Below are 20,184 nucleotides of genomic sequence, written 5' to 3' on the forward strand. Positions count from 1 at the left end.
GGTCATGCGGTCATGTGGTCGCGCTCCCGGCCGAGACATCCCCGACCCGGGCGACGGGATCGCGGAGCCGACGCGGCCGGCCGCCGTGATCCCGTCGCGGACCGTGGGGATCCTCAGGCGAGGTCGTCGTCCTCGTCGGCGTCGAGCAGGTGCGCCGCGCCGGGGTTCGTGCGCAGGTACAGCGCGTAGTAGAGGAACCCGGCGACGATGATCCCCGCCGCGATGCCGAGGCTCAGCCACTGCGCGGGGTCGAGGATCCCGATCACGAAGATCGTCGCGATCGCGGCGAGGGCGACGATCGGCGCGATCGGCCAGAGCGGCATGCGGAAGTACGCCGACATCGACGCCCCGGCGGCGGCCTCGCGGTTCGTCTGCCGGCGCACGACGAGCGCGGCGAGGGCGATGAAGCCGTAGCTGAACGCGAGCGTCGATCCGGTGGCGTTGAGCAGCACGTCGAAGGGCACGAAGCATGCCGCGAGGGCGAGCACGCCCATGACGATCGTGGCGACGACCGGCATCTTCGTCGTCGGCGACACCTTCGCGAGCGGGCGGGCGAGCCCGGCCGGCATCGCCTGGTCGCGGGCAGCGGCGAAGAGCAGGCGGCCCGACTGCAGGGCGATCGCGATGATCGCGTTCACGATCGCGAGTGCGATCGCCACGAGCACGACGATCGTGACGGCATCGCCGGCGCTCTCGGCGAGGAACGTCTCGACCGGCAGCGCCGCGCCGAAGAGGTCCTCGAGCGAGTCGGCACCGAGCAGGATCGCGGTCAGCGGGATGAGCTCGGCGAGCACGGTGATGAGCGCGCTCCAGAGCACGGCGCGGGCGATGGTGCGGCGGGCGTTGCGGGTCTCCTCGGCGAAGTAGATCGCGCCGCCGTAGCCGTTGTACGAGAAGATGCCCTGCGTGATCGCCAGCACGAGCCCGGCGATGCCGAGCGGAGCGAGTCCGCCCGTCGCGGGGTCGAGCACCTGCGGGTCGAAGAGCGCGGTGATCGGGCGCTCGACGTTGATGAGCCCCAGCACCGCGAGCAGCACGAGCGCGGCCATCTCGACGAAGAGGAAGGCACCCGTCACCCACGCGTTCGTGCGGATGTTGAAGCACGCCGTCACGGTCGCGAGCACGATCACGATGAGCGCCGTCCACAACGGGTCGAGCCCCGCGATCGCGACGCCGAGGTAGTCGGCGACGCCGAGCGCGAAGATCGCCACGATGAGCGGCAGCGTGATGAGGTTGATGAAGAACACGGCCGCGCCCGCTGCCGGCCCGAGCACGCGGTTCACGAGCGAGTAGTCGCCGCCGGCGATGGGATGCCGCGACCCGAGCTCGGCGTAGCACAGCGCGACGAGCAGGCTGATGACGCCGGCGAGGGCGAAGCCCCAGAAGACGCCGGTGCCGTAGGTGGCGAGCGCGGCGCCGCCGAGGATGAACACGCTCGAGGCGGGCGAGATGCCCGAGAGGGTGATGAGCACGTTGCCGCCGACGCCGAGCGAACGCGACAGCTGCGCGCCGTGCGTCGTCGTCGCGGCCGTGTCGAGGGCGGGCGCTGGAGTGGGTGATGACATGGGGGTCTCGCTTCGTCGGGGGAACCAAGGCATTATTTGACTCAAGTGTCAAAGAATGCAACCGAGCATGACAGGCCGATCGGTTAGTGTCAAGAACATGGCCCGACCCCGCAACCAGCACGCCCGGCGCGCGGCCCTCATCGAGGCGACGTATGCCGCGGGGCGCATGCACGGGCTGCGGTCGCTGTCGCTGACGGATGTCGCGGCCCAGGCCGGCCTCACGCGGGGCGCGATCCTCTACTACTACGAAGACCTCGACGCACTGCTCGTCGAGGCCCATGCTGCCGGTGTGGAGCGGTTCTGCGACGATCGCGATGCCGTCGTCGACCGCCTCGACGACCCCCGTGCGCAGCTCGCCGCCGCCATCGACGGCGGTCTGCCGAGCGGGCCCGATGACGCGCTCATGAGCCTGCTCTACGAGTTCGACGTGCTCGCCGGCAACTCGCCGCTGCACGACGAGCTCGTGCAGAAGCTCTACCTGCGCCAGCTCGAGACGTACCGTCGCATCCTGGCCGCGGGGCGCACGGCCGGCGTCTTCACGCCGAACCTCGACGACGACCGGCTCGCGATGACGTTCGTCGCCCTCGAAGACGCGTACGGCCTGCACATCGTCGGCGGCAACGCGCTCATGACGGTCGAGACCGCGGCCGCGGCGATGCGGGCGGTCGCGGCGGAACTCGGCTGCCCGACCACCCCGTCGGCCGAGTAGGCGCGCAGCACCGTATCGAGGCCGGGCCGCTCGACCCGGTGGCCTCGATCCGCTTCGCCACTCGACCGACCGACCGTCCTCAGACGTCGAGACGGATCGAGCCCTTGAAGCGATCGGACCGCGCCGGAGGCGCGCCCGCGGCATCCCCCTCGTCGTCGGCGAAGGCGATGCCCTTGTCACCGTCGGGGGTCGGCGCCGGCGTGGGCAGGCGGTTCTGCCGGTCCATCTCGACCTGCGCCTCGTACTTGCGCGGCGCGAACACCTCGTCGCCGATCATCATGACGGCGCTGCCCGAGGGCTTGCCCTTCTTGGTCTTGTCGGAGAGGTCGATCCAGCCGAGCCGCACGGCGACGACGATGACGGCGAGCGCGCCGAGCGCGATCGCGAGCCAGATCCACCAATCCACCCGGCGATTCTAGCGGGGTGACCCTGAGCCTTCCTCGCGAGCCGTCGCTCAGCCGCGACGCGCGGCCGTCAGGGCACCCGGTAGAGCCACTCGCGCGTCGCGAACTTCGCCTCGACGAGCTCCTCGGCCTCGGCCAGCTCGTCGGCGGTCACGCTGCCCGGCGTCGCCCCGTTGAGCGCGACGAACGTCTGCTTGAGGCTCTCGATGATGGCGCCGCGGCTGAGCCCCGTCTGCGAGCGCAGCGGGTCGACGCGCTTCGCCGCCGAGGCGATGCCCTTGTCGCTGATCTTCTCGCGACCGATGCGGAGGACCTCGAGCATCTTCTCGTTGTCGAGGTCGTACGCCATCGTGACGTGGTGCAGCACTCCCCCGTTGCCGAGGCGCTTCTGCGCGGCGCCGCCGATCTTGCCGAGCGGGCTCGTGATGTCGTTGAGCGGCTGGTACGTCGCCTCGATCCCGAGGGCGCGCAGGCCCTGCAGCACCCAGTCGTCGAGGTAGGCGTACGACTCGGCGAAGCTCATGCCCTGCACGAGCTCTGCAGGCACGTAGAGCGAGTAGGTGACGACGTTGCCCTGCTCCATCATCATCGCGCCGCCGCCCGAGATACGGCGCACGACGTCGAAGCCATAGCGCTCGGCGCCCTCGGGATCGACCTCGTTCTTCACCGACTGGAACGAGCCGATGACGACGGCCGATTCGTCCCACTCCCAGATGCGCAGGGTCGGCTTGCGGCGGCCCTCGCCGACGCGGGTGGCGAGCACCTCGTCGAGCGCGAGGTGCAGGCGCGGCGGCACGGCGGGGTCGTGCACGACCTCCCAGTCGTAGTCGGCCCAGCTCGTCGCCTCGGTGAGCGCGCGGCGCACGGCGACCGCGACGGCGTCGGCCGAGAAGCCCAGCATGACGGCGTCCTTGCGGAGGCGCGCGCCGATCGCGGCCGAGATCTGCTTCGCGTCGGAAGCCGCGGGCAGGCCCTCGAGCGCGGCGTTGATGTCGTCGAGCGCTTCGTCGGGTTCGAGGAAGAAGTCGCCGGCGACCCGCGGGTTGCGGATCGCCCCGCCGACCACGTCGAAGTCGACGATCACGAGCTTGCCGCCGGGCACCTTGTATTCACCGTGCATGCGGTACAGCCTACGGATGGGTTCCGTCGGTCGAGTAGCGCGGGAGCGTCACGGGCTCGGACGCGCCGCGTCAGGCCGACCGCCGGGTGCACTCGCGGGAAGGCGGCCACAAATCCACAAGTCCACTCGATCGGTGTCCACAAATCCACAAATCCACTCGATCGGTGGCCACAAATCCACAAATCCACACCTGGTGCGGATCGCTTGGTCCCGCCGGTGCCGCCTACTCGACCGACGGGACCCTGCGTACGCTGGCGACATGACGACGTTCTTCCTGGCGCGGCACGGCGAGACCGTCTGGCACGCCGAACACCGCTACGCGGGCAACTCGGATGTCGCGCTCACGCGCCACGGCCTCGGCCAGGCCGCGGCGCTCGGCGCGTGGGCGGTCGACGCCCGGCTCGATGCGATCATCGCCTCGCCGCTCAGCCGCGCGCAGCGCTCGGCCGCACCCGCCGGCGAGACGACCGGCCTGCCGGTGCGCACCGACGCCCGGCTCGTCGAGATCGACTTCGGCGCCGCCGAGGGACTCACGCCCGACGAGCTCACCGAGCGGTACCCGGCCGAGTGGGCGGCGTTCTGCGAGGCGCCCGCGTCGAACCCGTTCCCGGGCGGCGAGACCGGCCGCGCCGGCATCGCCCGGGCGCTGCCGGTGTTCGACGAGCTGGTCGAGGAGTTCCCCGACGGGCGCGTGCTCGTCGTCGCGCACGCCACCCTCATCCGGCTGCTGTTCTGCGAGCTCGCCGGCATGGACCCCGACGGCTACCGCGACCTGCTGCCCGTGCTCGGCAACTGCAACGTGACGACGATCGTCTACCCCTGGGCGACGGAGTCGCGCGCGGCGCACCATCCCCGCATCCGACTGCTGGGCTACGACGTGCCGCCCTGGCACGCGGGCATGTAGCCGCGGCGGTCGGCGGCGCTTCGAGGCGCTCGCCTCGCTCCCTCCTCGGCCCGCGACGGGCCGGAACTCGAACGAGGCGCCACCGGGTGAGTCCCGGCGGCGCCTCGTGCGGGGCGACGACCCCTACTCCTCCCAGGGCACGTCGGGCGCCTTGTAGTAGCCGATGCCCATCTCGTCCCAGCGGTGGGCCTGCTGCACGATGCGGCGTTCGAAGTCGTCGAACGAGCGCACCTCGGGCGCCGACCAGCCGACCTCGGCGATCGCCGGCATGCGCGGGAAGCTCACGAAGTCGGCGTACTGCGACACGGGGATGAACTGGTCGAGCGACGTCGGCAGCTTCGTCGAGCCGTAGTAGGCGCGGTCGGCCCAGAGCGCCGCCTCAACGCCCTCGATCTGCTCCTCGGTCGCGAGCGAGACGCTGCCGTCGGTGCTCGAGGTCACCGAGATCGGGTCCCAGTCGTACGAGCGCTCGAGGTCGACGAGGCCGGCCCAGCTGAGCCCGTAGGGCACGCTCGCGTCGTACTTCATGTCGAGGTACGAGCGGTCGGCGGGCGAGGCGACGACCGTCGCGCCCTGCGCGAGCGCGTTGCGGAGCTCCCGCACGTCGGGGCGCTCGTTCGGCGTGCCGATCGAGGCCTGGTCGCCGGCGTCGGCCCACCACTGCATGATGGAGCCCTCGGGCAGCGGCGAGGCGCCGATCTGGTGCCAGCCCATGACCCGCTTGCCCTGCTCGGCGAGCACCTCGGCGGAGGTCTCGACGTACCAGTCCATCTGCTCCTGCGTGGTCGACGGCACCTCGTCGCCGCCGATGTGCACGATGTCGGAGGAGCTCTGCTGCGCGGCCTCGGTGAACACGTCCTGCAGGTAGGCGCGCACCTCGGCTCGCTTCTCGGGCGTGAGGCAGATGGTCGGCAGGCCGACGTCGAAGCCCGAATACGGCGCGACGGCCTTGCCGTCGCAGTTGATCTCGGGGATCGACGCCTTGGCCGCCATCGCGTGGCTCGGCCCGTCGATCTCGGGCACGACCTCGATGAAGTGGTCGGCGGCGTACTTCACGATCTCCTGGTAGTCGGCCTTGGTGTAGAACCAGGGCCCGCCGGTGCCGGGCTTCCATCCGCTCTGCGTCGATGCGCCGACCTGCGTGAGCTCGGGCCGCGCATCGACGGTGAGGCGCCAGCCCTGGTCGTCGGTGAGGTGCAGGTGGAGCGCGTTGTACTTGTAGAGCGCCATGTGGTCGATGAAGCGCTTCACGTCGTCGACGGGGTAGAACCGCCGACCGACGTCGAGCATGGCGCCGCGGTAGTCGTAGCGGGGCGCATCGCTGATGTCGACCGACGGGATCGCCCAGGCGACATCGGATGCCTCGGCCGATTCGACCTCGGGCGGCAGCAACTGCCGGAGCGTGGTCGCGCCGCGGAACAGCCCCTCGGCGGTGTGCGCCTCGAGCGACACGTGCGTTCCCTCGGCCTGGATCGTGTAGCCCTCGTCGCCGAGGGCGGCGTCGCCGCGGGTCGAGAGCTCGATCGTCGCGCCCCGGGATGCGCCCGCTGCTCGCTGGCCGACGGGGACCGCGTAGCCCGTGGCATCCCTCAGCAGTTCCGCGAAGCCCTCACCGACCGACGCCGCGCCGTCGTCGAGCGGGTGCACCTTGATGACGGTGCCGGCGCCGAGTTCGACGGGATCCGCGCCCGTCGCGGCGACGTGCGACGGTTGTGGAACGAGGGCGAGGTCGGCGAGCGGGTCGGCGCCGGCAGCGGAGTCGGCGGCATTCGCCGGCAGGGGCGCGGCGACGAAGGCGAGCGCACCCACCGCGACAGTGGCGGCGAGTGCGGCGCGGGGCGATCTGGACATCGGTGTCCTCCTCGAGCTCGGTGGTAGGGGCGTCTCGGGTTCTCTCCGAAAGCTAGCCAGCGCTGATCGAGTCTGTCAATAGTCCGATGTTTTCGGTCAGAAACAATCACCATGGGTGATCATTCGCTCATCTTTGCGATCAGTCGACCGCGTACCGCTCGTCGAGCCAACGCACGAGGTCGCCGAAGACCTCGGCCCGGTTGGTCTCGTTGAAGGGCTCGTGCCGCGCACCCTCGTACACGATGAGCTCGACGTCGCGCAGGCCCGACCGCTCGACGTACGCCTCGGCGAGGCGACGCACGCTGCGCTCGCCGCCGACGGCGCACTCGGTGCCGCTCATGATGAGCAGCGGCAGCTCGGGCGGGAGGCCGCGCGCGGGCCGGCCGAGCAGCCTGAGCGTGTCGGGCAGTCCGAACAGCTTCGGCAACGGCACCTCGGTCGCGTACGGGTCGGCCATGAACGCCCGGGCCACCTCGGGGTCGCGGCTGAGCCACTCCATCGGTGTCGGCCCGGTGTGCCCGAAGCGCCTGTTGCTCGGCGAGTGGAGGTCGAACAGCGTGCGGTAGGCGGTACCGGTGAGCACGAAGCCGTCGTACCGCTCGGGGTGCCGGTTCATGATGATCTGCCCGAGGAACGACCCCCAGGACTGCCCGAGGTAGACGAGCGGCAGGTCGGATGTCTCGTGCTCGCGGATCACGCCGGTGAACTGCTCGACCGCATCGATCGCCGCACGCAGGCCGCCCGGGCCGAGCCGCCCCATGCGGGTGAGGTCGCCGCCGTGCTGCACGTAGCCGGTCTGCCCGTGCCCGCGGTGGTCGTCGGCCCAGACCGAGTAGCCCGCCGCGTTCAGCACCCCGACGAGCTCGCCGTACCTGCCGATGTGCTCGCCCACGCCGTGCGCGAGCTGGACGACGGCGGTCGCATCGGGCACCCGCCACGATTCGTAGTGGATGGCGACCCCGTGCGCATCGATGAAGCTCGGCATGCCGAACATCATCGCAGGCGGCGCGCCGACCGCCGGGCGGCCGATCGTCCCGAACGAGCGCGACCCCTTGACGGGGGTGATTCCAAAGTGCTCTTATATGAACGTTTGGTGGCGGAAAACGTCACAATCCATCACTTTGAGATTGCGAGCAATGATGCAGCAACCGTGTACCCGGCCCGTCGGGCCGCCGCGTCGCTTCACCGCACTCGGCCTCGCCGCCCTCGTCGCGATGACGGGCCTCGGCTCGTTCGCGCTCGCGGCCGGCTCGACACCGAGCGTTGCCGAGGCCGCCTCGAGCGAGCCGACGCCGATCACGCCGAAGAAGGTGAACCCCGAGGTGCCCGTCGACGACACGGGCACCACGCTCGGTGCGATCACCGGCGTCGAGCAGGACGGCGCGACCGTCACCCTCGAGGCCGAGCACGGCGCGCTCAGGGCGACCTTCCTCGACGAGCGCACCCTGCGCCTCGAGGCCACCCCGACCGGCGAGTTCACCGACCCCGCGAACACCCCGCAGGGCGACCCCGCCCGCACGGCGAACATCGTCGTCGGCGAGGACGACTTCGACGAGGCATCCGTGACCGTCACCGAGGGCGACACGATCACCATCGCGACCGCGAAGGCGACCCTCGAGATCGACCGCGCCACCGGGCGCACCGCGCTCGAGCGCGCCGACGGCTCGACCGTCTGGTCCGAGTCCGAGCCCCTCACCTTCGGGCGCAGCTCGACGACCCAGCACCTCGAGGCGGTCGAGGGCGAGCAGTTCCTCGGCGGCGGCATGCAGAACGGCCGGTCGATCCACACGGGTGCGACCATCAACGTCGCCAAGAACTTCGACTGGGACGACGAGGGCTACCCGAACGCGGTGCCGTACTACATGTCGTCGAACGGCTACGGCGTGCTGCGCGACACGTTCGCCGCCGGCAGCTACGATTTCGCGGCGGGCACGACGACGCACGCCGAGCAGCGGTTCGACGCGTTCTACTTCGTGGGCGACTACGAGGACGCGCTCGACGGCTACACGAAGCTCACCGGCCGGCCGATCATGCCCCCGGTGTACGCCCTCGAGTACGGCGACGCAGACTGCTACAACCGCTCGAGCCCGACCTACTCGGGTTCGAAGGACCCGGCGAAGCTGAAGACCCCGCAGGCGCTCGAGATCGCGAAGGACTTCGTCGAGCACGACATGCCCGGCGGCTGGATGCTCGTCAACGACGGCTACGGCTGCGAGTACCAGGAGCTGCCCGAGACCGTCGACGCCATCGAGGCCGAGACCGGCCTCAAGACCGGCCTCTGGACCCAGCGCTCGCTCACGCAGCAGGAGTACGAGGTCGGCGAAGCCGGCATCCGCCTGCGCAAGCTCGACGTCGCCTGGGTCGGGTCGGGCTACCGGCTCGCGCTCACCGGCTGCGAGGCCGCGCACGACGGCATCGAGCAGTACTCCGACGCCCGCGGCACCTCGCTCATGGTCGAGGGCTGGGCGGGCGCGCAGCGCTGCGGCATGCAGTGGACGGGCGACCACTCGGGCAACCTCGACGCCGTTCGCTGGCAGGTCTCGGCGCTCACGGGCGCCGGCAACTCGGGCCTGCCCTTCACGACCGGCGACGTCGACGGCATCTTCGGCGGCTCCGCCGAGAGCTACGTGCGCGACCTGCAGTGGAAGGCGTTCGCGCCCGCGCTCTACTCGATGAGCGGCTGGGCCTCGGTCGACAAGCGGCCGTGGCTCTACGGCGAGCAGGCGACGGCGATCAACCGCTCGTACCTGCAGCTTCGCCAGCAGCTCATGCCGTACATCTACACGCTCGCGGCCGAGTCGCACCGGAGCGGCCTGCCGATGATGCGGTCGCTCGCGCTCGAGTACCCGAAGGACCCGGGCGCCTACAGCGTCGAGGCCAACAACGAGTTCCTGCTCGGCAGCGACTACCTCGTCGCACCCGTCTTCACGAAGACGACCGTGCGCAACGGCATCTACGTGCCCGAGGGCGAGCAGTGGGTCGACTACTGGACGGGCAAGCTCTACGAGGGCGGCCAGGTGATCAACGGCCACCCGGCGCCCCTCGACAAGCTGCCGATCTTCGTGCGCGCCGGCGCGCTCGTGCCGCAGGGCGTCGTCGCCCGCAACGCCTCGTTCGTGCCCGAGGACTCGCCGATCACCCTGTCGGTGTACCCGCAGGACGAGAGCGAGTTCGCGCTCTACGAGGACGACAAGGTGACCCGCGGCTACGCCGACGGCGAGTCGAGCACCCAGGAGTTCACGGTCGACGCGCCGGAGCCCGGCAAGAAGGGCACCGTCACGATCGGCATCGGCGAGCGCGAGGGCGACTACGACGGCAAGGCCGGCGCCCGCCCCTACGTGATCGAGGCGCACACGGGCTCCGCGCCCCAGAACGTCGCGGTCGACGGCACCGGCCTGAAGAAGGCCGCGTCGCTCGAGGCGCTCGAGGCCGCGGCATCCGGCTGGTTCTACGACGCCGCCGACGCCGGCGGGGTCGTGACCGTGAAGCTCGCGCCGATCGCCTCCGGCGAGCGCGCCGAGGTCGTGCTGGCCGCGACGAGCGCGGTCGGCGGGCGCGACGCGGATGCCTCGGCGGCATCGGTCTCGGTCGACCTGGCCGATCGCGTGTTCCAGGGCGACGAGACCACGGTGACGGCGACGTTCCGCAACACCGGCACCAAGGCGAAGGACGACGTCGTGCTGACGCCGGCCTCGCCCGAGGGCTGGGAGCTCGTCTCCGCGACGGGCGACCGCGCCGGCACCGTGCAGGCGGGCGGCTCGGCGAGCGCCGAGTTCGTGTTCGAGGTGACGGATGCCGCGGCGGCCGACCGCCAGACCGTCGGCGTCGAGGCGGCGTACACGTCGCAGCGTTCGCCGCAGACGGTGTCGGGAGCGAACCAGATCTACGTCGCCTACGGCTCGCTCGCGGGCGCCTACAACGCCGACGCGATCAGCGAGATCGCGACGGCGAAGGCCGCGAACTTCGACGGCGGCGGCGCGAGCTTCTCGGCCGAGGCGCTCGCCCGCGCGGGCGTCACGCCGGGCTCGACGGTCACCGTCGGCACGGGCGACGCGGCGATCGGGTACACGTGGCCGGCGCCCTCGGGTGCGGCCGACTCGGTCTCGCCGGCCGGCCAGACGATCGCGCTCTCGGGCCGGGGCACGCACCTCGCGCTCCTCGCCTCAGCGGCGTCGGGCGGCGGGGTGAACCCCGAGCTCGAGCTGCACTACGCCGACGGCAGCGTGTCGAAGCAGAGCGTGTTCTTCCCGAACTGGCTGCCGCAGGCCTCGGGCCTCGGCGGTGCGAGCGTGGCGATCACCTCGCTCGGGCGCAACAGCGCGACGAACCCGGCCGTCTACGAGTATCCGACGTACAAGTACCAGGTGTACTCGAACGTGCTGCGGCTCAACCCCGCGAAGGAGCTCGCCTACGTCGTGCTGCCGACCGAGTCGCGACTGAAGATCTTCGACTGGAAGGTCGTCGACCAGCCGCTGCCGACGCCCCCGTCGGGCACGGTCTACGCCTCCGACCTGCCGTGGCTGAGCGCCACGAACGGCTGGGGCGTGATCGGCAAGGACGTCGCGAACAAGGACGCGGCGAGCTCGCCCGACGTTCCGCTCGCGATCAACTACACCGACCCGGCGACGGGCGCGAACCCGACGTACGAGAAGGGCCTCGGGGTGCACGCGCTCTCGAAGATCACGTACTACGTCGGCGGGGCGTGCTCGGCCTTCACGGCCGAAGTGGGCCTCGAGGCGCGGTTCGCCGGCAACGTGATCTTCAAGGTCGACGCCGACGGTGAGAACCGCTACCAGTCGCGGACGTTCACGCCCGGGTTCGCGCCCGAGTCGGTCGACGTCGACCTCAGCGGCGTGCAGTACGTCGACCTGATCGTCGAGGCGCCCGGCAGCATCAACGGCGCCCACGGCGTGTGGGGCGACGCGAAGTTCACCTGCGAGTGAGGCCGGTGCGGGCCGCTTCCCCACGGCCCGCCCAACACTGAACGGATGCCTCGGCGAGCGCTGCTCGCCGAGGCATCCGCTCGTTCGGGCTCAGAGTTCGACGCGCCCCACGAGGTTGACCTTCACGCCGAGCCGGTCGAGCATCGCGGCCTTCGCGACGAGGGCCTTGTCGGCGGTGTCGGCGTCGGGCGCGTAGACGAGCTGGGCGTGGTTGGCCTTGTGCCTGGCCATGAACTGGTCGCGGCTCACCTCGTGCAGCACGACGTGCGCGATCGGCCACTCGGGGTTCGTGGCGTTCTTGCGACGGATCGTCTCCTCCTCGGGCAGCACGACGACGGTGGCACGCAGGAGGTCGGCCTGCAGCCGGCCGTCGGCGATGAACACGCGCGAGAGGACCACCTCGCCGGGCTTCGAGACGCCGTTGACCGTCGATCCGCCCGCCGGGAAGAACACCGGGTCCTGCCGCCACCCCTCGGCGTTCTGCCAGCCGCCGAGGTGCGAGCCGGGCACGGAGCCCGAGATCTCGTACACCCACACGAACTCGCCCGCGAACTCCTCGCCCCAGCGCACGTCGTGCAGCGTGTTGTCGGGGACCATGCCCATCGCCCGCCAGATGCGGTCGGTGATGAGCGCGTCGACCGCGACGCCCTCGTCGGCCTCGTTGAAGTGCGGGAACGCGCGCCCCTCGTGCAGCACGCGCTCGCCGTCGCGCGACGTGACGGGCGGGCGCTCGGTCGAGTTGAGCAGGCCCTCGGCGAGGTCCGACGCCGGCACGAGGTCCTTCAGGCCCTGCTGGTACTGGATGCCGACGGCGTCGAGCCCGAAGTCGTCGGCGATCCGCAGCGCGGCGATGTACATCTTGTACTGCCAGCGCAGCTGCGCCTCGGTGAGCTCGGTCGCCTCGTCGCTGCCGAGCTTGAACGTCATGCCCCGCTCGACGAGCCAGGCCCCGACCGCGTCGGCCTCGTCGTCGCCGACCGTCAGCATCTCGGCGTAGAGCGCGGACTGCGAGAGCCGCTCCTTGTAGATGCCGAGCCGGTTCAGCAGCTCGTCGTCGAAGATCGCGTTGTACATGCCCATGCAGCCCTCGTCGAAGACGCCGATGATCGCCTTGTCGGCGAGCAGCTCGTCGGCGAGCGCACGCCCGAGCTCGACCTCGGCGGTGTCGGGCAGCTCTGGCAGGGGCCGCACGTGCGACGCGTCGTGCGTGATCGAGCCGGTCTCGACCCACTCGCGCAGCCCCTGCCGGAACCAGTCGTCGGTGAAGTCGACCGACCAGATCGTCGAGTACTCCCTGCCCATCTTGGTCAGACCGGCGTTCAGGCCGAGCAGGCCCACCAGGCCGGGCCAGTCGCCCGCGAAGTTCGCGACCGTGAGAATCGGCCCCCGGTGCGTGCGAAGGCCCGCGAGCACGTGGTGCGAGTACTGCCACACCGCTTCGGCGACGATCAGCGGCGCGTCGACCGGAATGGACTTGAACACCTCGAGCCCCATGCGCTGGCTCGAGATGAACCCGTGCCCGGTCGCGGGATCGACCTCGTTCGCGCGCACCACTCGCCAACCGAGCTCGCCGAGGGCCGCCGTGACGTCGGCCTCCATGGCGGCCTGCGTCGCCCAGCCCGCCGTGTTGGCCGACTCGCGCAGGTCGCCCGATGCGATCAGGTAGGCGGTGTTCGGCTCGGCCGCGGGGCGGGCCGCCGGCCGCGGGAGCGCGTACCGGGTCTGAGCGGTGTCGGTCATGGATGCCTCCTGGTGGGTGCTGGACGTCGGTGCTGGTGGTGGTTCGTGGTCATGCGCGGCCGCGCTGCTCGGCGGCGAGCTCGTGCACGACCTCTGCGCTCGCCGCATAGAGCCGCAGGTAGCGGTCGAAGAGCGCGTCGTAGGCGGCCCGCGCGGCGGGGTCGGGGCGGATCGTGCGGGTCGTCGGGTTCCAGTCGGCGATGACCGGGGGCGTCGCGCCGTCGCGCGAGGCGACCGCACCCGCGGCGAGGAAGGCCGCCCCGAAGCTCGCCCCGATCGTGATCTCGGGCACCTCCTGCACGAGCCCCGTGGCATCCGACACGATCTGCAGCCAGAGCTCGCCCTGCGTGCCGCCGCCGACCGCGACGATGCGGCGCAGGTCGGCGCCCGCGGCGCGCATCGTCTCGACGTTGTGCCGCACGCCGAGGGCGGTCGCCTCGAGTGCCGAGCGGTAGAGGTCGCCGCGACCGTGCTCGAGGGTGAGTCCGGCGATGACGCCGCGGGCGTCGGGGTCCTGGATGGGCGTGCGCTCCCCCGCGAAGTAGGGCAGGGTGACGAGGCCGCGTGCGCCGGGCCCCGACGCTGCCGCCTCGGCGAGCAGCTCGGGGTAGTCGGAGCCGGTGAGGTTCGCGAGCCACGCGGTCAGGGCGCCCGAGGTCGAGAGGCCGCCGGCGAGGTTGCGCGTTCCGGGGAAGGCGCCGGCCGTGGTCCACATCGAGGGGGAGCGCAGGGTCTCGTCGCCGGTGGCGATGAGGAACATCGTCGTGCCGTACATGAGCATCAGGTCGCCGACCCCATGGGCGCCGACGCTCACCGCCTCGGTCCAGGCGTCGATCGTGCCGACGATGACGGGCGTGCCCTCGGCGATCCCGGTCTCGGCGGCGGCCGACGCGGTCACGAGGCCCGCGAGGTCGCCGGCCCACGCGAGCGGGGGCGCCTCGACGGTCGCCGCGTAGCGCTGCCACCACGGCTCGTGCCATGCCTCCGCCTCGACGTCGTAGAGGGGCGAGGTCTGGCTCGCCGACTGGTGGTCGAGCACGTAGGCGCCGGTCAGCCGCCGGGCGAGCCACGAGGCCGGCATGTAGAGGCGGCGGGCGCGCGCCCATGCTCGGGGCTCCTCGTCGGCGACCCAGGCGATCTTCGCGCCGGCGGCCTGGGAGGTGAGCTGCGAGCCGCCCACGCGCGCGATCTCGTCGGTGCCGAGCTCACGGTTCATCCGGTCGATCTGCGCGCCGGCCCTCGTGTCGACGCCGTAGAGGATCGCGGGCCGCACGGGCTCGTCGTCGTCGTCGCAGAGCAGCACGCACGGGCCCATGCCGCTCACGCCGACCCCGACGATCTCGGCCCCGGGCGCACCGCCCCGGAGTTCGCGGGCGAGCTCGACGAACTCGCGCCACCAGATGCGTCCGTTCATCTCGACCCACCCGGTGCGCGGGCGGTCGACCTCGTGCTGCCGGGTCGCCGTGGCGAGCAGGGTGCCGTCGCCCGCGACCAGCACGCCCTTGCTGCTGGACGTGCCGATGTCGACCCCCAGGGTGCATCGCACCGACATGGCGCTCCTCCTCGATCACCGTCGTTCGCGTCGTCGCGGACGCTGCGTCCGCGCTCCGGCACTCTGCGGTCACTCTATGCGAAATCGATTTCATGATCAACCGCACGGGATGGCTCGACCCGGCGCCGATGCGCGTGTGCGGGCCGCGCTCAGCCGGCTGCGCGCGCCGGCTGCAGCTCGCCGCGCAGCACGACGGTGCGGGCCGGCTGGTCGTCGCCGGCGATGCGCTCGAGCAGCATCTTGGCCGCCGTCACGCCCATGTGGCGGGCCGGCAGCCGCACGAGGGTGACCGCGCTCGGCGACAGCGTCGTGAACGGCAGCGAGCCGACGACCGCGACCCCGAGTTTCGGCGGCGTGAGCCCGTGCTCGGTGAGCACCTGGATCGCGCCGACGCCGAGCAGGTTGTTGCCCGCGACGACGGCGTCGGGCGGCTCGGGCAGGGCCAGCAGCTCCTCCATCACCTCGCGCCCGCCGTCGACGCGGAAGGTCGAGTAGCGCAGCAGTTCGTCGGGATCGACGTCGGGGAACTGGCGGGCGACCACCGCGCGCCATCCCTGTGCTCGTTCATAGGCCGTCTCGATGAGCTGCGGGCCTGTGATGCAGGCGATTCGCCGGTAGCCGGCTCGCACGAGGTGCTCGGTCGCCGCCTGGCCCGCCGTGCGGTTCGCCATCACCACGCCGTCGATGTCGTACCCGGTGCCCCGGTCGACCGCGACGACGGGGCGGCCCGCCGCCTGGATGTCGTCGAGGTTCGTCGTGTCGGAGGCGGCGGCGAGGATGACCCCGGCCATGTGCTCGGAGATCGCGATCTGGAGGTAGGTCGCCTCCTTCTCGAGCTGCGAGTCGGTGTTGCAGAGCACGACCGAGTAGCCCGCCTTCTGGGCGACGTCCTCGACGCCGCGGGCGAGCTCGGTGAAGTACGGATTCTCGATGTCGGGGATCACGAGCGCGATCACCTCGGACTCCTGCTTGCGCAGGGTGCGCGCCGTGCGATTGGGCGTGAACTTCAGCTGCCTGGCGGCGTCGCGGACGGCGGCGACCTTCTCGTCGGAGACGGCCACGCCGTTGAACACGCGTGAGACCGTCGCGGGTGACACCCCCGCGAGCTTCGCCACTTCGTAGATCGTCGCCATGCGCCCTGCCCCTGCGCCGGCCCGCGTTGACATGCCGGTGAGGCCACTTTACAGTGTTGAAATCGATTCCAAACGCGAGCGCCGCAGCGCCGCGCCGACACACGAGGAAGTGGTCGCAACGTGAACGCCCCGCACCCGCCGAGTCCGGACCTCTCGTCGATCGCCGCGATCCGGCCGCTGCAGACGCGGTCGATCTCGCCCGAGAACTTCGACGGGTCGAAGGGCGGCGGCGCCCGCGCGACCGAGGGCACCGGGGCCTCGTGCGCACGCGACCTCGGGCCGGGGTGGAAGATCTCGCCGAGCGTCGACATCACGGCCGGCGAGACCTTCGACCTCGCCGCGATCGACGGACCCGGCCGCATCACCCACGTCTGGATCACGACGCATACCGACAACTGGCGCACGCTGATCCTGCGCGCCTACTGGGACGGCGCCGACGAGCCCGCCGTCGAGGTGCCCTACGGCGACTTCTTCTGCAACGGCTGGGGCGTGTTCGCGCAGGTGAACTCGCAGGTCATCGCGGCGAACCCGCACGGCGGCTTCAACTCGTACTGGCCGATGCCGTTCAAGCGGGGCGCCCGGCTCACGATCGAGAACACCTCGGTCGTCGACGTGCGCGTCTACTACCAGGTCACCTACGAGATCGGCGGCGACTACGCGAGCGACGGCTACTTCCACGCCCAGTGGCGCCGCTCGAACCCGCTCGAGGAGCTCGTGCCGCACACCATCCTCGAGGGCATCGAGGGGCAGGGCCAGTACGTCGGCACCTACCTCGCCTGGGGCGTGAACTCGAACGGCTGGTGGGGCGAGGGCGAGATCAAGTTCTACCTCGACGACGACACCGACCACCCGACGATCTGCGGCACCGGCACCGAGGACTACTTCGGCGGTGCGTGGAACTTCGACATCCCGGGGCGGGGCTACACGGCCTACTCGACCCCGTACCTCGGCATGCCCCAGGTGATCCGGCCCGACGGGCTCTACGTCTCGCAGCAGCGCTTCGGCATGTACCGGTGGCATCTGCTCGACCCGATCCACTTCACGACCGGCCTGCCGAAGGTCGACATCCAGGCCCTCGGCTGGCGCAGCGGATGGCGCTACCTTCCCCTGCGCGACGACATCGCCTCGACCGCGATGTTCTACCTCGACCGGCCCACCGCCCGCCGACCGAAGACGCCGACGGCCGACGACCTGGAGGTGCACTTGGGCTCGGCCCCTGTGCCCGACCTCGGCGCGACGCCGCCGCGCACCTGACCGCCGGCATGAGGGGCGACGCGCGCGGCGCGTCGCCCCCGTGTTCAGGCGGGCAGCTCGACCCACTGCACGAGCTGCCAGACGAGGCCGTTCGGGTCGGCGAACTGGCAGTAGCGCTCGCCCCATGGCTCCGTCTCGGGTGCCGTCACGACGCGGGCGCCGGTCCCCGCGATGCGCTCGAACTCGGCGTCGAGGTCGTCGACCACAAAGACGAGCAGCAGCCCCTGCCCCGCCGAGCCGGCGATCTCGCTCGGCTTGAAGGTGGCGAGGCCCGTGGCGAGGAAGATCAGGTTCGTGTTCGAGTCGGCGTGGCGGAGCGACACGAACCCGTCGGCCGCCATGGCCTCCTCGTAGCCGAAGCAGGTCTTGGCGAAGTTCGCCGAGGCGTCGACGTCGGCGACGTTCAGCGAGACGGCGGTCTGGGTGATGTTCATCGGTTCTCCCCGTTCGGTAAACCCTGTACAGCGTACAGTACCGTCTACAACGTACAATGTTGCGACGGTATTCCGAGGGAGGTCCCGCGATGCCCAGGCCCCTGATCGACCTGCTCTGGCGCGACCGCCCCGGCGCGACCGCCGGCGGCAGCCGCGGCCCCAGGGCCCGCTACTCCACGGGCGACGTCGTGTCCCGCGCGATCGCCCTCGCCGACGAAGGCGGCCTCGCCGCGGTCACCGTACGGGCGCTCGCCCAGTCGCTCGAGCTGACGGCGATGTCGGTGTACACCCACGTCAACAGCCGCGACGACCTGCTCGTGCTGATGGCCGACCACGCGCACGGGCAGATGACGACGACACCGTTCGGTCGATCGACGTGGCGCACCCGGGTGCGCCGCCTCGCCGAGGACAACCTCGCGCTGCTGCGCGACCACCCCTGGCTGCTCGGCATCGACGATCCGCGGACCGCCCTCGGCCCCGGCACCATCGCGAAGTACGACCACGAGCTGCACGCCTTCGACGGCACGTCGATCAGCGACATCCGACGTGATGCGGCGCTGACGTTCGTGCTCGACTTCGTGCGGTCCACGGCCGCCAGGACGGTGATGACACCTGCGACCGGAGACTTCGGCGAGCTCTGGGAGCAGTCGGTCGATCGCCTGGCCGGCTACCTGGGCGACGACTTCGCACTCGCGCAGCGGGTCGGTCGCGCGGCCGGTGAGGCGATGGGCGGCCCGCACGACGCCGAGCGCGCGTGGCAGTTCGGGCTGACGCGCGTGATCGCCGGCCTGGGCGACCTCGACTCGCGCTAGCCGGTCCGCGGGTGGAGCCGGCAGTTCGTGTGCAGGTAGCGCGCCGCGCCGCGCTCGACGTCGAAGATCGCCACGGTCTGCGAGTCCTCCAGCGGGCCGACCGGCGGCATCACGAAGTGCGTCTCGCTGATCGGCAGGAGCTCGTAGGTGATGCGATCGGGCAGGCCCGTGAACGCCGCCTGCATCGGGTTCAGGTCGACGGTGGCGAACAGCCTGCCGGCCTCGGCGGTCACTTCGAACGCCGTGCCCGGGCGCTCGTAGACGCCGACGTACCTCGACGTGTCGAGGACGAGCCCGGGGGCCGGCGCGGGCAGCGGCGGGATCCGACCGAGTCCGAGTTCGTCGAGGATCGCGTCGAACACGTCCCGGTAGAGCGAGTCGCGCTGGCCGCCGTTCGTCAGCAGGACGAGTGCGAGGTCCTCGGCGGGCAGCATGCGCAAGCGGGCGTTCTGCCCGATCGTGCTGCCGTCGTGCGCGTACACGGTGCGGCCGCCCCAGTCGCACACCACGAGGCCGAGCCCCCACTCCGGGCCGAACATGTACGGGTCGGGGACCGGAACGCGCGAGGTCGTCATCTCGCGGATCGCCGCCTCCGAGACGACGCGAGCGCCGTTCGGAGCGATGCCGCCGTGCAGGATCACGTGGGCGAGCGCGAGCACCTCGCCGGCCGTCGAGCTCACGTTGCCGCCGGGGCCGTACGCGCGCGGCAGCCGATCGATCGGCGTCGGGATCGGCCCCTCCTCCATCGACCGGATCAGGTGACCGGCTGCCGCGTGCGCCGGATCGACCTCGGCCGGCCGACTCGTGGTGGCGGCCAGTCCCATCGGGTCGAAGAGGCGGTCGCGCATGATCGCGTCCCAGCGCTTGCCGTCGGCGACCTCCATGATCCGGGCGAGGATCGCGTAGCCGAGCGCCGCGCTGTACCCGTGGACGGTTCCCACCGGACTGACCTGCGGGGCGTCGGCGACCTGCTCGACCATCCGCTCGTAAACGTCCTCCTCCTCGCCGGGGTCGCCGAAGGCCTCTTCGATGCCGTTCGTGTGATCGAGCAGCTGGCGCGGAGTGACTCGTTCCGTCGCCTCAGGGTCGGCGACCCTGAACCCGGGGAGGAGACTGCGCACGGGTTCGTCGAGGTGCACCGCGCCCTCGTCGACGAGTTGCATGAATGCCAGGGCGGTCCACGTCTTGGTCAGCGAGCCGCACTGGAAGGCGGTGTCCGCCGTCACCGCGACGCCGGAGTCGATGTCCTGGACCCCGTGCACGAGTCCGGTGACCACGCCACCGTGGAGCAGGCCGACGGCGGCGCCGGGAACCCGGTGCTCGGTGAGGACCTCCGCGATCCGCTCCGCCGCACGTCCGAACTCCATCACAGGCCCGTGCTCACCGGGCGAGGCCGACGGCATTCGCGGCGTCGGCGTCGAAGTACTCCGTCGTCGCGGCCCGTCCCGCATACGCCTCGAAGAACTCGCGCACCGCGTCGGCCGAGTCGTGCGCGATGACGTTCACCGCCCTGGTTCCGTCGGTGCTCGCGATCGCGAGCACCCACTTCGCCCCCTTGGGCAGCCGCCCGTGGGCCTTCTTCAGTGCGCCCCAGAACAGGTCGCCGTCGTCGACGGTCGAGATGGCCATGATGTGCATGTCGCGCCTTTCGTTTCCGAATGCCAGAACGCTACGTAGCTTTTCCATCTGCGTCAACGCCAGATCCCCGAAAATACGCCAATCGTTGCGTGGTACTGTCGTCGAACGCAACGTGCGTTGCGTTG

The 20,184-nt window shown here is 71.1% G+C and carries 16 protein-coding genes; 5 read left to right on the plus strand and 11 right to left on the minus strand.

The features are described 5' to 3' along the window. Window positions 1–113: 113 nt before the first annotated feature. Complete coding sequence (locus ACFWGP_RS00160; protein ID WP_231428951.1) at window positions 114–1,565, minus strand: APC family permease; 1,452 nt, start codon at window positions 1,563–1,565, stop codon at window positions 114–116. A gap of 97 nt (window positions 1,566–1,662) precedes the next feature. On the opposite strand from ACFWGP_RS00160, the gene ACFWGP_RS00165 reads away from it, so the two are divergent. After that, the gene (locus tag ACFWGP_RS00165; RefSeq protein WP_231428952.1) at window positions 1,663–2,274 is read left to right on the plus strand and encodes a TetR/AcrR family transcriptional regulator; all 612 of its coding nucleotides are present in this window, start codon (window positions 1,663–1,665) and stop codon (window positions 2,272–2,274) included. A 79-nt stretch (window positions 2,275–2,353) separates the two neighbouring features. On the opposite strand, the gene ACFWGP_RS00170 is transcribed toward ACFWGP_RS00165, so the two are convergent. Together ACFWGP_RS00170 and ACFWGP_RS00175 are read right to left on the minus strand one after the other, a co-directional pair. Further along, window positions 2,354–2,680: a hypothetical protein gene (locus ACFWGP_RS00170; protein ID WP_275506077.1), complete on the minus strand. Its 327-nt coding sequence runs from the start codon at window positions 2,678–2,680 to the stop codon at window positions 2,354–2,356. Between the two features lie 68 nt (window positions 2,681–2,748). Then, window positions 2,749–3,798: a biotin/lipoate A/B protein ligase family protein gene (locus ACFWGP_RS00175; protein ID WP_376929861.1), complete on the minus strand. Its 1,050-nt coding sequence runs from the start codon at window positions 3,796–3,798 to the stop codon at window positions 2,749–2,751. A gap of 259 nt (window positions 3,799–4,057) precedes the next feature. Here ACFWGP_RS00175 and ACFWGP_RS00180 point away from each other — a divergent pair, with 259 nt between their 5' ends. Further along, window positions 4,058–4,702 (plus strand): histidine phosphatase family protein, encoded by a 645-nt coding sequence (locus ACFWGP_RS00180; RefSeq protein ID WP_275506073.1) that lies wholly within the window; start codon window positions 4,058–4,060, stop codon window positions 4,700–4,702. 123 nt (window positions 4,703–4,825) lie between these two features. On the opposite strand, the gene ACFWGP_RS00185 is transcribed toward ACFWGP_RS00180, so the two are convergent. Together ACFWGP_RS00185 and ACFWGP_RS00190 are read right to left on the minus strand one after the other, a co-directional pair. Beyond that, window positions 4,826–6,553, minus strand: coding sequence for a beta-N-acetylhexosaminidase (locus ACFWGP_RS00185; RefSeq protein WP_376929862.1), 1,728 nt, complete (start codon window positions 6,551–6,553; stop codon window positions 4,826–4,828). A gap of 139 nt (window positions 6,554–6,692) precedes the next feature. Further along, window positions 6,693–7,538, minus strand: coding sequence for an alpha/beta fold hydrolase (locus tag ACFWGP_RS00190; protein ID WP_231428957.1), 846 nt, complete (start codon window positions 7,536–7,538; stop codon window positions 6,693–6,695). A gap of 151 nt (window positions 7,539–7,689) precedes the next feature. Here ACFWGP_RS00190 and ACFWGP_RS00195 point away from each other — a divergent pair, with 151 nt between their 5' ends. Then, complete coding sequence (locus ACFWGP_RS00195) at window positions 7,690–11,496, plus strand: NPCBM/NEW2 domain-containing protein (protein WP_376929863.1); 3,807 nt, start codon at window positions 7,690–7,692, stop codon at window positions 11,494–11,496. A gap of 90 nt (window positions 11,497–11,586) precedes the next feature. On the opposite strand, the gene ACFWGP_RS00200 is transcribed toward ACFWGP_RS00195, so the two are convergent. The 3 genes from ACFWGP_RS00200 to ACFWGP_RS00210 form a co-directional block, all read right to left on the minus strand. Beyond that, on the minus strand, window positions 11,587–13,236 hold the full coding sequence (locus ACFWGP_RS00200) for a fucose isomerase (protein ID WP_231428959.1): 1,650 nt from the start codon (window positions 13,234–13,236) through the stop codon (window positions 11,587–11,589). Between the two features lie 49 nt (window positions 13,237–13,285). Beyond that, a complete protein-coding gene (locus tag ACFWGP_RS00205; protein WP_376929864.1) occupies window positions 13,286–14,788 on the minus strand; it encodes an FGGY-family carbohydrate kinase in 1,503 nt (500 codons plus the stop codon). Window positions 14,789–14,937: 149 nt separating this feature from the next. Next, entirely contained in the window at window positions 14,938–15,921 is a 984-nt protein-coding gene (locus ACFWGP_RS00210) for a LacI family DNA-binding transcriptional regulator (RefSeq protein ID WP_231428961.1), read from the minus strand. 120 nt (window positions 15,922–16,041) lie between these two features. Here ACFWGP_RS00210 and ACFWGP_RS00215 point away from each other — a divergent pair, with 120 nt between their 5' ends. After that, window positions 16,042–17,175 carry a glycoside hydrolase family 172 protein gene (locus ACFWGP_RS00215; RefSeq protein ID WP_231428962.1) on the plus strand — a complete coding sequence of 378 codons (1,134 nt, stop codon included), beginning with the start codon at window positions 16,042–16,044 and terminating at the stop codon, window positions 17,173–17,175. 44 nt (window positions 17,176–17,219) lie between these two features. Here the strand turns inward: ACFWGP_RS00215 and ACFWGP_RS00220 are convergent, their stop codons facing one another. Further along, entirely contained in the window at window positions 17,220–17,609 is a 390-nt protein-coding gene (locus tag ACFWGP_RS00220) for a VOC family protein (protein ID WP_376929865.1), read from the minus strand. Window positions 17,610–17,698: 89 nt separating this feature from the next. Here ACFWGP_RS00220 and ACFWGP_RS00225 point away from each other — a divergent pair, with 89 nt between their 5' ends. Beyond that, entirely contained in the window at window positions 17,699–18,421 is a 723-nt protein-coding gene (locus tag ACFWGP_RS00225; RefSeq protein WP_231428964.1) for a TetR/AcrR family transcriptional regulator, read from the plus strand. Here ACFWGP_RS00225 and ACFWGP_RS00230 read toward each other — a convergent pair. Both ACFWGP_RS00230 and ACFWGP_RS00235 read right to left on the minus strand, forming a co-directional pair. Next, window positions 18,418–19,788: a serine hydrolase domain-containing protein gene (locus ACFWGP_RS00230; protein ID WP_376929866.1), complete on the minus strand. Its 1,371-nt coding sequence runs from the start codon at window positions 19,786–19,788 to the stop codon at window positions 18,418–18,420. The genes ACFWGP_RS00225 and ACFWGP_RS00230 overlap by 4 nt on opposite strands. Before the next feature lie 13 nt (window positions 19,789–19,801). Beyond that, window positions 19,802–20,059, minus strand: a complete 258-nt coding sequence (locus tag ACFWGP_RS00235) for a hypothetical protein (RefSeq protein WP_376929867.1) — start codon at window positions 20,057–20,059, stop codon at window positions 19,802–19,804. Between the last annotated feature and the right edge of the window lie 125 nt (window positions 20,060–20,184).

This window comes from Agromyces sp. NPDC127015, assembly GCF_042725165.1.
In the GTDB taxonomy this organism is placed as follows: domain Bacteria; phylum Actinomycetota; class Actinomycetes; order Actinomycetales; family Microbacteriaceae; genus Agromyces; species Agromyces chromiiresistens.